The 13,478-nt window shown below is 47.9% G+C and carries 13 protein-coding genes; 3 read left to right on the top strand and 10 right to left on the bottom strand.

The features are described 5' to 3' along the window. Window positions 1-160: 160 nt before the first annotated feature. From YWE_RS0121255 to YWE_RS0121265, 3 genes are all read right to left on the bottom strand, one after another. On the bottom strand, window positions 161-340 hold the full coding sequence (locus tag YWE_RS0121255; protein ID WP_029096270.1) for an SIP domain-containing protein: 180 nt from the start codon (window positions 338-340) through the stop codon (window positions 161-163). Between the two features lie 142 nt (window positions 341-482). Further along, window positions 483-1,358 (bottom strand): DMT family transporter, encoded by an 876-nt coding sequence (locus YWE_RS0121260; protein WP_227659923.1) that lies wholly within the window; start codon window positions 1,356-1,358, stop codon window positions 483-485. Between the two features lie 58 nt (window positions 1,359-1,416). Next, window positions 1,417-1,659, bottom strand: coding sequence for a hypothetical protein (locus YWE_RS0121265; protein WP_099044099.1), 243 nt, complete (start codon window positions 1,657-1,659; stop codon window positions 1,417-1,419). 255 nt (window positions 1,660-1,914) lie between these two features. Here YWE_RS0121265 and YWE_RS0121270 point away from each other — a divergent pair, with 255 nt between their 5' ends. Further along, window positions 1,915-2,703, top strand: coding sequence for a triose-phosphate isomerase (locus YWE_RS0121270; protein WP_029096273.1), 789 nt, complete (start codon window positions 1,915-1,917; stop codon window positions 2,701-2,703). Window positions 2,704-2,831: 128 nt separating this feature from the next. On the opposite strand, the gene YWE_RS0121275 is transcribed toward YWE_RS0121270, so the two are convergent. From YWE_RS0121275 to YWE_RS0121305, 7 genes are all read right to left on the bottom strand, one after another. Then, a complete protein-coding gene (locus YWE_RS0121275; protein WP_029096274.1) occupies window positions 2,832-3,674 on the bottom strand; it encodes a sugar phosphate isomerase/epimerase family protein in 843 nt (280 codons plus the stop codon). Between the two features lie 22 nt (window positions 3,675-3,696). Next, a complete protein-coding gene (locus tag YWE_RS0121280) occupies window positions 3,697-4,641 on the bottom strand; it encodes an amidohydrolase family protein (protein WP_029096275.1) in 945 nt (314 codons plus the stop codon). A 47-nt stretch (window positions 4,642-4,688) separates the two neighbouring features. After that, window positions 4,689-6,017 carry an MFS transporter gene (locus tag YWE_RS0121285; protein WP_051323495.1) on the bottom strand — a complete coding sequence of 443 codons (1,329 nt, stop codon included), beginning with the start codon at window positions 6,015-6,017 and terminating at the stop codon, window positions 4,689-4,691. Between the two features lie 294 nt (window positions 6,018-6,311). After that, window positions 6,312-6,959, bottom strand: coding sequence for a dihydroxyacetone kinase subunit DhaL (gene dhaL, locus YWE_RS0121290; protein WP_211231049.1), 648 nt, complete (start codon window positions 6,957-6,959; stop codon window positions 6,312-6,314). 1 nt (window position 6,960) lies between these two features. Then, on the bottom strand, window positions 6,961-7,959 hold the full coding sequence (locus tag YWE_RS0121295) for a dihydroxyacetone kinase subunit DhaK (RefSeq protein ID WP_084167161.1): 999 nt from the start codon (window positions 7,957-7,959) through the stop codon (window positions 6,961-6,963). A gap of 28 nt (window positions 7,960-7,987) precedes the next feature. After that, a complete protein-coding gene (locus YWE_RS0121300; RefSeq protein WP_029096279.1) occupies window positions 7,988-8,995 on the bottom strand; it encodes a 4-hydroxythreonine-4-phosphate dehydrogenase PdxA in 1,008 nt (335 codons plus the stop codon). Window positions 8,996-9,028: 33 nt separating this feature from the next. Beyond that, a complete protein-coding gene (locus YWE_RS0121305; RefSeq protein ID WP_029096280.1) occupies window positions 9,029-10,291 on the bottom strand; it encodes an MFS transporter in 1,263 nt (420 codons plus the stop codon). 511 nt (window positions 10,292-10,802) lie between these two features. Between YWE_RS0121305 and YWE_RS0121310 the strand changes: the two genes are divergently transcribed. Continuing rightward, window positions 10,803-11,774 (top strand): sugar-binding transcriptional regulator, encoded by a 972-nt coding sequence (locus tag YWE_RS0121310; protein ID WP_029096281.1) that lies wholly within the window; start codon window positions 10,803-10,805, stop codon window positions 11,772-11,774. A 375-nt stretch (window positions 11,775-12,149) separates the two neighbouring features. Continuing rightward, the gene (locus tag YWE_RS0121315) at window positions 12,150-13,466 is read left to right on the top strand and encodes an MFS transporter (RefSeq protein ID WP_051323496.1); all 1,317 of its coding nucleotides are present in this window, start codon (window positions 12,150-12,152) and stop codon (window positions 13,464-13,466) included. Window positions 13,467-13,478: the final 12 nt, after the last annotated feature.

Below are 13,478 nucleotides of genomic sequence, written 5' to 3' on the forward strand. Positions count from 1 at the left end.
GGGACAGATGAGCGTTAATATCGGGATTAGAATGATGTTTACCTTTGGTCATTCGATTAAGCGTTCTGTAGTGGTAATTAATGTGTATAGTAATGTGTATATAATAAATTCAATAAACATATAAAACTAAGATTCCAAAAGGCTTACATCCCCATAGTCCTTATCTTGCAGAAGGAATGAGCATTTTTAAATGGGGGCCAATTATCGAACCGTCTACCACAAGATCCGCCAGTTCATCACCCCCCAAAATAACCCGCTGCATATTGGTAGTCAGAGGATAGGCATCAATCACATACAGTTCACGCTGACCTTCAGCGCGTTTAGCAGGGCAGGCTGACATAGCAAATAATTCCTTAACATTGGCAGGATAAAGTCGCCCTTAAATATTAAATGATTATCATTATTATTTGCAACTAAGGAATAGAGATATTGATAAGTCGGACAGGTTAAAGAATGCCCGCCGGATCGGCTTAAGCACGCGGTTATTTCACCACCTTGCTCTTGGGTATACTCACCAAGGCCAGAGCCACTACCACCAATGAAATACCGACCAGTTCAAAACTATTTGGCCGTTCGCCCAGTAGCCACCATGACATTAAGGCACCGCACACAGGAATCGCTAATGTCCCCAGCCCTGCAATTCCGGCCGGTAGATTTTTCAGGATAAACATCCAGAGTACCCACGCAATGGCCGTACCAAGAATGGCATTATACGCCAGCGCCCCCCACAGATACGGATGCCACTCTATCGGCTTAGAATGCGTCATCACGGCAATAACAGACAGCACAATCGCCCCCATAACCATCTGCCAGGTCGTTAATGACAGCAGGTCAGTCGGCTTACGCATATAAAGCCGTTTAGCAAAAATAACGCTGGCCCCCCAGCTTAAACCAGACATCAGGGCCAGCAAGGAGCCGACCATTGAGCCGTCAATATTCCAGGGTTGCAAAATCAGCACCATCCCACCGATAGCAATGCCGGTCGCCCAATACTGTAACCTTCTTAGGCGTTCATTTAAAAATAGCGCCGCCAGCAAAATTACCCAAAACGGCATGGTATAAGTAAGAATCGCGACTTTTCCGGCCCCGCCACTCACCAATGCCCACTGAGAAAACCCCACCATACCGACGGTTTGCAGTAGCCCAATAATAAAGGTCGGGCCCAGCGGTGGCGGTTTCATACCCCGGTTACGCAGTTTTAAGACGACCAGCAACAAGAGCGCGCCGAAAATACAGCGCAAAGCGGCAAAGTCAAATGCCCCGATATAGGGCAAGACTGACTTCATTACAATCCAGCTGTAGCTCCAGATGCAGGTCAATACAATCAGGGCAATGACAGCAGAGAGGTTTAGTTTCAAGGTATTAACACCGATTAATCAATCAACAAAGCAGATAGGCCAAACATCTATCTGTCCGTCACGGCTTTTGATATGCCGCATTAGCCAAATCGATCAGCCCCTGAACAGCGCCTCTGGCCTGAGGGCTGTTATGCCAACAGCTGGAGCCTATCATCTGGGCTATCTGTTTAGTCACGTCAGAGGTGTCGGCACCGGAAAGCTGTTCTAATGATGAAAAGCCAATTTGTTCCAGCCTCGAAATCACCGTAGGACCAACACCTTTTACTTTCAACATCTGCAATTTTTCGGCTTCAGGAAACATAGCTGGCCTTTTCATCCGCAAAGAGAACAAAGAGTAATCAGCAAAGCATATAGGGGACTTTGGCGCTAAGGCAAGCTTAATTAACACCGGTTTAATCGGTTGTTCGCCGTTCTCGCCGGAAAGTTTATGGCTAATTCGTGAATCTCATCAAATAACGCTACCGAACAATAGTTCAATATAATATCATATGAACATTATTATTACTTAAGCCCATAGAGCTGCGCTCAAAAGGGGATAGCAGGGGAAATATTACTAATGAAAAAAACCTTAATCGGCACCAGTTGGAAAATGAATAAAACCCTGTCAGAAGCCAGTGAGTTTTGTCAGATTCTGGAAAAGTTTGTGCCCTCTCTGTCCGACAATATTCAACCCTTTATTATTCCGTCATTTACCTGCGTTCGGGACGTTACCCGGATGATTAGCCAGTCTAATACCCGCTGCCTGACCGGTGTGCAAAATATGCATTATGAAGATGCCGGGGCATTTACCGGTGAAATATCGCCGTTAATGGTAAAAGATACCGGAGCCTATCTGGTGGAAATGGGGCATTCAGAGCGCAGAGAGTTTTTTGGCGAAACCGATCTGGCGGTGAACAAGAAAGTGGCTGCGGCCCTGAAGCACGGACTTCGCCCGTTGGTCTGCATTGGCGACAGTGCTCAGGATATGGCGTGGGGCACCTCGGCAGAAACCGTGATTAGACAGATGAAGGCCGCGCTCTCCGGTCTTAGCGCTAAGCAGGCTGAACAAGTCATCGTTGCCTATGAACCTATCTGGGCAATCGGCGAACAGGGCAAACCGGCTACGCCAGAACAGGCAGAATACATTCACGTTCGCCTGCGTCAGGCTCTGGTCGAACTCTACGGCAGCGACAGTGCCAATAACATCTCGTTACTGTACGGCGGCAGCGTCAACCCGCAGAACGCCGTCCCGCTGATTTCCCGCCCGGATATCGACGGACTGTTTATCGGCCGCTCCGCCTGGCAGGCAGAAGGCTTCTGTCAGATTTTAAAACTGGTTGAACAGTATCAGGCTACGCAGAAATAATACGCCGGTTAAGTCGATATCGCCCGCAAAATAGGGGCGATATCTTTAGGTCTGATAAGCCGGAAAAATCCGGCTTATCAGATTAGAATCTGACTCACAATCATCAATATTCTCAGCAGACCTCACCGTTACTTCAGCATTGCCTCTATCGCTTGACGTGAGCGAACTAAAATATCCAGACTCTGGGCAATTGGCGCCAACTCAGGGCTACGTACCGGCGTACTATCCGCTAGCCGATGCATACGCAACGGAATTTCCAGACTGCACGGAATCCCCTGCTCAGCCAGCGCGGGTAAAATAGTGGCATAGTCAATAATACCGTCACCAATGGCCGGGAAATAAAACTCACCGTCTTGAATAATCACATCCTTTATATGAAAGTGCTCACAGGCCGACAGCATATCCATTGTCTGTTCGACCGGATCCAGATCCGGGCACAGAGACAGCATATTGCCCGGATCAACGTTCAGAGCCACGGCCGGGTGATTTATCTCTTCCAGTAATTCCAGACCATCTTCCGCCTCAGCAAAGGCGTTGTAATTATAGTCGCCGCCGTTTTCCAAACAGATAATACAGCCGTTATCCTGCGCTTCAGGCCCTAATATCCGCAGATTTTTGATCAATAAATCTCGCTCAGCCATCGAGGTCGTGCAGGCATTCAAACAGCGGGCACCGATCATACGGGCAAACTGAATGCGTAAGCGAAATTTATCTAACATGCCCGGCCCGGCTAAGTTCATGGTACAACCCAGAGCTAGCGTTGACAGCTCAAAACGCTGCAACAGATCCTTAACTCTGGCAGCGCTTTCGGCGGTAAACAACGACGGGTTTAAATTGCCGACATAGCCTTCGTTATAAGCCAGCTCGACATAATGGAACCCCGCCTGCTGAATGGTACTAAAAGCGAGCTCTAAATCATGGCCGTCAAACATGGCGGTATTAACAGCCAATTGAGTTAACTGAGAAGTCATTGTTATTCCTATCCTTTAACGCTTATTGTGAGTCCTGCCCTGCAGGAGATTGCTGCTGTGTCCGATAATATCGTCGGGCATTGCGGCAAAATAGCTGATGTTGTTGCTCATAAGGTAAATCACTGACCGCCTGTTTGAAACCGGAAAAAATAGTATCAAAACTGCCACACAGGCTGTCTACCGGGAAATTACTGGCAAACATCGCCCGCTCAGGGCCGAAAATGGCTACCGTTTCTCGAATAATCCACAGATTATCATCAATATTCCATGGCCGATCGGCCAGCCCGATACCGGAAATCTTCACCACAATATTGGGTACCTCTGCCACCTGAGCCATCGCCCGATGCCAGCCGGCTAACCCTTCAGGGCTGCGATCGGAAGGCAGCCCGGTATGATTCAAGATAATCAACGTATCAGGAAAATCTATCGCCAGCCGTTTGGCTTCCTCTAAATTCCACCATGGCGTTTGTAAATCAAAATGCAAACCATGCTTCGCCAATTCAGCATATCCGCGCAGCCAGCCATCGTGACTCATCAAGGTACGCTTTCCCGCTTTTGCCTCTTGCGGGTTAGCGGCTCCGCCCGGTTTGTGGCGTACGCTGCGCACTAAAGGATATTGTGCCTGAGCGTTGAGTAGCTCAGCTGCATTATCAGCATCCAGCCACGCCTGAGCGACTACCGCATTGGGAGCACCATAGCGTTGCGCTACGGTATGAATATATTCAGTTTCCCCTAGCGGATCCTGAGGATCCCATTCAGCATCGATATATACGGTCTCTACCACCTGATGCTTTACCGCATCGATAAAGTAGTCCGGCGGTAAATACTCGCGTTTGATGGCCGAGTAATCGCCATAACGGAACGGGATCAGTACCCCGTCGGCCAGCCACGGATGAGGATTAATTGCCGGTTGCCAAAAGTGATGATGTGCATCCACTATCGGCCCGGAATAGTATTCGGTTGTCATTTAATCTCTCCTAAAATCGGTTGGTTACCCTTAGTACATGGAGTACATCAGGTATTTCTTATTGTTTTAGAGCCGATCAAACAGGTACCAAGAACATACATACCGGCGCAGCAGGCAAAAAAGATCAGTACGCCGTTATAACCGCCGGTGGCTTCAATAATCATACCGACCAGAATAGGAACCAGAATACCGCCGGTACTTCCTGCCATATTCATCGTTCCGCCCACCACGCCCACCCGACTTTTCGGTGCCAGTAACGCAGGGAAACTCCAATAAATACTTCCCCATAGCAGGAAGAATGATGCAATCGACAGTACCAGAACGGCGATCACAGGATCGCTGAGATAAGGTAGAGAAGCGAAAGCTGCCAGCGTCACTAAACCAGAGAAAGTCAGCAGGCTCTTTAACGCTACAATATGGCTCACACCGCGCTTAATCAGCATATCGAACAGAAAGCCACCGCACAGCGATCCGGCCGCTCCGGCCATAAAGATAATAAACGTAGCATTGCCAATGGAGTGAAGGTCAAAACCTCTGGCATTAGACAGATAGCTGGGTCCCCAAGTCAGCAGGCCAAACCAAGCCATAGCCCATGCGGCACGGCCAATTAATATGGCGGTAAGCGAGCGCATTGGCACACCAATGCCTTTTGGTACCACCTCTTCTTCAGCGGTAGCTTCCACGCCCCGTTTATCGTCATAAATCTGTGCCAGCTCGGCCTGATTCACCTTAGGGTGAAGCGCCGGGTTATCGCGCAGGTAATACCAAGAGATCCATCCCAATAAAATGGTCACAACGCCGGCAATGGCAAACACCATTCGCCAGGATCCCAACGAAACGATCATATAAGCGATAATGATTCCGCCCAAAGCGGCGCCTAACGGACCGCCGCAGTCCATTAATACTGCGCCACGTCCGCGCTCTTTCGATGACAACCATAATGAATTCATTTTACCGCCGGCGGGAAATAGCGGAGCTTCCGCCGCACCCAACGCCATTCGGGTAAAAAGTAAGGAAAGGCCACCGGTCGAGAATGCGGCCAGCGTCTGAAATACGCCCCACATCAAAGTAGAGCCGGTAATAATCTTTCTTGGGCCATATTTATCAATCAGCCAGCCACCGGGGATTTGTAATAGTGCATAAGCCCAGAAAAAGCTACTGAGTATGACGCCTTGCATTGTCGGCGATAAATTAAACTCTTTGGCAATGGTCGGCATACCGATAGATAATGAGACCCTATCAATTAAATTAATCACCACCAAAACAAAAATAATGGCGAAAATAGTCCAGCGCACGCGAGTTGGGCGCGCTGTCGCCTTTTCGTTAGGTGTAGAAGACCCCTGAGCATTTATTTGCCCAGTAGCATGAGTATCCATAATTTCCCCTATCGTATTGAATACGTATTAAGTCGTATTGCCGCGATATCCTATTGCATCAGCTTGATAGCAGGGAACTCAGCCCGATAGCGTCATTCCCTGTGATACTTTTAGCGGTATATACTCGTCATACTTCAAGCTGCATCTTTGTTGGCTGCGCTCACTCACCCGACAAATCTGCTGTAAGTAGATTTGAACGCTGCTGGCAGCGGCCCCGGAGAGGTGAGGCCGCTGCAACTCGAATTATTTTGGGTATAGAATTAACCGCGTTGATAATGAACGTACAGCACGTTGCTATGCGGTTGCAGACTGTTTCTCAGTTACGCCTTCGGCCATAAACTGCAAAATAAGCGCCATCGATACCGCCCCCGGATCGACATGCCCCAGTGAGCGCTCACCTAAGGTTTTCGAACGCCCAAAAACCGCGACCATATTTTTAGTGCCTTCAGCGCCTAAGTGGGCGGCGGCAGCAATTTCAGGTAAGGCTTCAACCAGTGGTTTATCCTGCAGTGAAGCGGCTTTTTCAGCCGCTGCGGTGAGGGCATCAACCATGGTTTTATCACCCGGTTTTGCCCCGCCGCGGGCAAACACCGCATTAAGCCCCTCATTTAAAAAACGGGAAAGCACGGGCGTTGTTAAGCAAGGCTCTCCGGCAATGGCTTTACCACCGGCACGAAATAAAGTACCAAAAATCGCACCGGATGCACCGCCCATACTGGACATCATTCGGGTACCGACTTGCAGTAACAGCCCGCCGACATCCTGAGGATTACAGGTATCACCGTCCAGCAGGGTAGCAACCGCAGCAAAACCACGTTGCATACCTAAGCCATGGTCCCCATCACCCACGATCTGATCCAAACGGGTTAATTCTGGCTCACTGGCAACCATATTTTCGGCAACGTTTCTAATGACACTGCGCGTGGTGACTAAATCAATCATCTTATTTTCTCCAGGCAAAGCTGTGGCAAGGGGCGTCATATAGCGACTGCAATTCAGCATCCAGTTTCATCAGCGTGATGGAATAGCCGGACATTTCCTGAGAGGTACAGTAGCTGCCAATTAAGGTATCGTGAATGATAATTCCCCGCTCGGTCAGCAGTTGATTAGCTTTACGGTTAGCGATCAGCAGTTCGGTCACCGTTGATCCACCAAGATTATTAATCAGCAGGCTAACGCGATCGCCGGAAACAAACGGCAGATCGGCACACAGACGCTCGATAATCTCAGTGACGATTTCATCAGCAGGAGCCATTTTCTGACGGCGAACCCCTTGTTCACCGTGGATTCCCATTCCCAACTCTAGCTCATCATCAGCCAGTTCAAAGTTGAACTCTCCGGTTTGTGGCAGAGAACAGGCCGACAGCGCAACGCCCATTGAGCGCGTATTGTCATTGGCTTTCACCGCCAGTTGATGAACGCGTTCCAGAGAATCAAACCGAGTTGCCGCAGCACCGGCAATCTTAAGTACCATCATGTCGCCGGCAACGCCGCGGCGATCGCTTTTCTTATCGATGGCAATATCGTCGGTCACTCGAATAGTGCGAGTAATAACGCCCTCTTCTTCCAGCAGCTCGGCGGCGATATCAAAGTTCATGTTATCGCCGGAGTAATTTCCGTAAACAAACAGAACCCCCTGACCGCGGTCGGCAGCTTTAGCAGCCTCAATAATAATATCCGGCGAAGGTGAGGTGAAAATCTCGCCTAACGCAGAGGCATCGGCCAGCCCTTTACCTACATATCCGGCAAACATTGGCTCATGTCCGCTGCCACCGCCGATTAATACCGCTACCTGATTGTCAGGAATATCGCGACGAATCACTGCACTATAGCCATCAACTCGTTGTAAATCGCCACCGCAGGCGGCGATCAGCCCTTGTAGCTGTTCTTCCGGAACATCACGCGGGTCGTTAAGAAGCTTCTTGGGTTTTCTTATACTCATGGGAATCCTCGTCCTTTTCTTTTAACTTTTATTTGGCCAAAAGGGCGTTCTTTGCCATATTAACGCTGATAAACAGGGCATTTTCAAAAGCTGATGGTGAGGCTAGATTTTGTCCATAAATGTTATAAGCCGTACCATGGTTAGCGGTAGCAATCGGAATCGGAATCCCTCCCTGAACCGTAACACCGCGCTCAAAACCTAACATCTTTAATGCGGTCGCAAACTGGTCGTGGTACATCGAGACCACCGCATCCAGCTTCAGATCCTGTACCGCTTTGATGGTGGTATCTGCCGGATAAGGACCATAAACATCAATGCCCTGCTGCTTGGCTATTTCCATCGCAGGCTTAATAATAGTTTGCTCTTCATCACCAAATAATCCGCCTTCTCCGCCATGCGGATTCAACGCCTGTACCGCAATTTTAGGCTGTGCAACACCGGCCTGCTTCAGCGTTTTCTCCATCAGTTTGATGGCATCAACCACGCCGTCAATTGACAGGTTATCGACAATGCTCTTAAACGGAATATGTGAGGTAACCCGACCGGCCCAGATGTTATCTACAACGTTAAGCTCACAGGCAAAGTCAGTAAAATCGGTCAGTTCAGCAAACCAGTGCAGTTCATCACGGTGTTTTAATCCGCCTTTATGCATCGCCTGTTTGTTGAGCGGTGCAAAGCAGATGCCTTGGGTAAAACCGGCCTGGGTCATATCCACGGCTTTTTTCAGCGTTTCTAACATATACACGCCGCTTTGCTCGGTGGCTACACCGTACTCAAACGGTGCGGGGTGGCTATTTTTATGGTGGAACAACACCGGTACGCCCGGTTTAAAGACCACGGTCGAGATATCGCTAGCTTCTTCATAAGGAAAACGACAGCCAGCGATTTTCATGCCTTTTTCCAGCTCATCTTTATCGGCAATAATCGCGATATTGGCCAGTTGGCGGTTACTTTGTTTAGATAATACTTTTGCGACTAACTCAGGGCCTACGCCTGCCGGATCGCCGAGAACTAATGCTAGTGATGGAATTGTCATAATCATTACCTACCTATTTGGTTCAATCAAAATTCATTTGTTTTCCGGGACATGTAACTGAATATCCGGACGCATAAAGAAGGCTAAAAATATTCCGACGACCAACAGAACAACCGAACCGTAGAAAGGCAGGCTCCAGTTGCCGGTTCTGTCGATAATCACACCAAAGACGATGGGTGAAATAATCCCTGCTACCGCAGATCCCGCGTTCATCAGCCCGCTGGCAATACCGACATATTTAGGCGTGATATCCATAGGCACCGCCCAAATTGGCCCGATGGTTAACTCAAGGCAAAAGAAAGCAACGCTGAGGCACACTGTCATCACTAACAGTGACTGGGTATTAATCACAGGAATTAACAAAAGGAGTACAGTGATGAAACTAAAGATAATGATGTTACGTCTTGCCGTCACCACGTTACCGGTCTTTTTGAGTACCCGATCACTAACTAATCCACCAACGGTATTACCGACTACGCCTGAAAGGAAAACCCCGGCAGTAAACAGCGCGGACGATTTCAGATCCATATTGCGGCCGTGCATAAAGAAGGTCGGTAACCATGTGAAAAATAACCAGCTGGTCCAGCCGTAGCAAAAATAGACGCCCATGGTAGGTCCCATACGTTTTAGCAGGGGTCCCCAAGGCGTTGGTGCAGCCTTAACGCTTAGGTCAGGTTTGTGATATACCGGTACGCCGTCCAGTTCATCGGCGGTGATTCCTTTATGGTCCCTAGGATCGTCTTTAAACGATATAATCCACGTGACCAGCCAGAAGAATGTAATCACCCCAAGGCCAATAAACGCGCCGCGCCATGACCAAAAGGTGACTAATACCACCACCAGCGGTGGCGTAATGGCGTTACCTAAACGGGAAAATGAGTGAGTAATTCCCTGAACAAATCCACGTTCCTGAGGCTTAAACCAATAGGTGATTGCTCTTGCCTGAGAAGGCAGTGCCGCACCCTCGCCGACGCCCAGCAGTAGTCGGGCCAAGAACAAGGAGATAAAACCGCCAACGAAACCGGTTAGAACGGTGGCAATAACCCAGGTGACGCCGCAGAAGATAATCATTCTGCGCGCACCAAGACGGTCTACAAACCAGCCGCCAATAATCTGAAATATCGCATAGGTGTAGGCGAATGCAGAAAATATAACGCCTAATTCTGTATTGCTTAACCCCAGTTCATCTTTAATTAACCCCGCCGTTGCCGCGAGGTTAACTCTGTCTACATACATTAAAAAAGACATTAGGCAAAACAGCGCCAATATCTTGGTTCTGGCTTTTATTCGCAGCATTTTCTTCCCCTAAACTAACCGGATGCAGATCGGTCAGCTCTGACTATGAGTTATATGTTCCCGTTGCCGTTTTCACACTGTTTAGTACCACCGCTAATCAATAGCCGGAGCGCTACAGTTTTTTAGGTTTGTTACTCAGCGACGGGACGCTTTTTTAGTTTTTTTTACTACTGCGTATTATTGTTAGCCCACAATAATACAAAAGAACAATTACCAAACTTTTGTTCACTTATATGAACAAAAAATTAAGAAGAAAAAAAGACAAAGATCACATTAAGCGACTTTCAAAGCCTGATAATTCCACTTACGTGAGCTGAATCGCTTTTTCAAAAAGATAAAAAGGAACAACAGGAGAACAAATGAAATTTATCTGTTCATGATATGAAACAAATGTTCTAATATTTGAATAATTACCGGTATGCGATGTTTAACTTTTTTGACTTTCCACTTTTAGGCCACCAATAAGAAACGTAATTTAAATGGTTTCTTAGTTAGCCGAGGGTAAAAACGCATGGAAAAACAGACCGTTCCACAAGACAATGAACTGCTAACTGAAATTGCTGTTTCTTATTATCAAGATGAGATGACTCAGGAAGAGATCGCTCATAAGTTTGGTATTTCAAGAATTAAGGTTGGCCGCTTACTTAAACGCGCCAAAGCTGAAGGCATTGTTGAAATTACCGTTCGTTATCATCCGGTGTTTAGTACGCGCCTGGAACAGCAACTTATTGAGCACTTTGGCTTAAAGCGTGCGCTGATAGCTCTGGATTATCAGGATGAAGATGAGCAACGTCGTCAGGTTGCCTCATTAGTTTCAGCTTATTTAGCCACTAACTTAAAAGACAATACGGTATTGGCTGTAGGTCAGGGCCGTAATATTGCCGCAGTTGCCGACCACGTCAGCATAGTACCGGAAAGAAACTGTCGTTTTATCTGCGGAATAGGTGGAACACATCGCCCCGGTGATGCGATTAACGCCGACCATATCAGCCGTCGCTTAGCCAAAAAATTTGGCGGCACCAGCGAAACCCTCTACGCCCCGGCCTACGTTGAAAACCGCGCGCTAAAAGAAGCTTTTATGCAAAACGGTACCATCAAAGAGACGCTGGACAGGGCCCGTAAAGCAGATATTGCTATTGTGGGAATCGGTGACATGAACGAAAACAGCTATATGGTAAAGCTGGGCTGGTTTACCCCGCAAGAGATTGTCGATGCAAGCCTGCATCAGGGCGTGACCGGTGAAATTGCCGGCTATGACTTCTTTAATGCTCAGGGCCAGCCGGCTAATACGGTAATGAACGATCGGGTAATCGGCATCAGTACTGAAGAACTTCGTCAGATACCCTGCGTTATTGCCATTGCCTCTGAAAATACTAAAGCTTTAGCTATTCTTGGCGCTCTGCGCACCGGAGCGATCGATATTATCGCCACCAGCGCCTCTAACGCCCGGACTATTTTGAATATGCTTCAGCAACAGCCATAAGCCAATCAATTCCCCCAGCAGCATAACGGGAGCCCATAGTGGCTCCCGTTTTTTTTATCTTCCGTACATCCCGCCACTGCCACAATGCTTTATTTTTCAACAATAAGCTCAAATAACCATCATAAAAAAAGCGTTCAAGACTTAACCGAGCTGAACGTTTGAACAAAAAAATAAAATATACATACAATCGTTCAAAATTTCTAACCCCCTAGATATCACTACCATTTCCGATCAAAAGATCACAAAGATCCAATAAATGCGATCAACTTCAAGTTATTTATTATTTTTATAAGCAGAATATATCGAACAAAAGAACCAAGGAATATCTTTTGTTCACCCCAAAAGCCCTACAAAAATTATAAAGAGGATTCACCTATGTCGAATCAGGCTATACCTCAAATAGCAGCCAGGCCGAAGACCGGCTACCGCTGGGTTGTTATCACTATTGTTTTCTTTGTTTGTCTGGTAAACCTCGCCGACAGAACCAATATCGGCGTTGCCCTACCCTTTATCAGTAAAGAGTTTGGTCTTACTCACTTAGAAGCCGGAGCTATGGCAGGAACCTTTTTTCTGGGCTATGCCATATCTCAAATCCCGGCAGGATTCTGGTGCGGTAAATACGGTACACGGGGAATTGTCACTTTTGCCATTCTGGGTTTTTCACTGTGTACTTATCTGATCGGGACCGCTGCCAGCGCCTTTGGTATCAAAGCATTCCGCTTTGGTCTGGGTGTGACAGAGGGTCCGATTCCCGTTGGCTGTACTTCAACAATTAACAACTGGTTTCCGGCGAAAGAAAAAGCGACGGCAACGGGTATTTATATTGCCGCCACCATGTGCGCGCCCATTTTAGTTCCGCCTCTTTGCGTCTGGATAGCGATGGAATATGGCTGGCGTTGGATCTTCCTGACGTTTGCTATACCGGGCATTTTTATGGCCATCATCTGGCACCTGTTTGTTAAATCCAAGCCGGAAGACAGTAAGTATGTCTCTCCGAGCGAATTAGCTTACATCCGCGCATCTGAAGGCGCGACGGTAGATGACATGCCAAAACACAGCGCGCCACCGCCGCTATCACGCTGGTTTAAAGTCAAAAATATTACCCTGATTGAATCCAACGCCAAGATATTTACCTCATGGAATATTTGGGGTAATTGCCTGGCCTATTTCATGATGGTTAGCGTGCTGTACGGTTTATTAACCTGGATCCCAACCTATCTGGTTAATGAGAAAGGCTTCTCGTTTATGAAGATGGGCATGGTAGCCGCTTCACCTTGGATCGGTGGCTTAATCGGCTGTATTTTTGGCGGTTGGCTATCCGATAAAATTCGTCAAAGAAAGCCGATGATGATGCTGACCGCCCTATCCACCGCCATCATGATGATGGTAATGATCAACATTCCCGACAATATGCCGCTCGTCGTTCTCAGCCTGTTCTTAGTCGGTTTTATGATTAACGTTGGCTGGCCTTCATTTACCGCCTATCCGATGGGGTTAACAACGCGATCTACCTATCCTATTGCCATCTCGCTGGTCAACAGTGGCGGTAACTTAGGCGGATTCTTTGCCCCGATTATCGCGGGTTTTCTGCTGGATAAATTCGATTCATTTACCAACGTATTTATCTACTTTGGCATTGCTGCCCTGCTGGGGTTCCTGATCATCCTCACCCTTGATGAACCTGAGGCATAAGGAGATGCAGGC

This window comes from Budvicia aquatica DSM 5075 = ATCC 35567 (assembly GCF_000427805.1).
GTDB lineage: Bacteria > Pseudomonadota > Gammaproteobacteria > Enterobacterales > Enterobacteriaceae > Budvicia > Budvicia aquatica.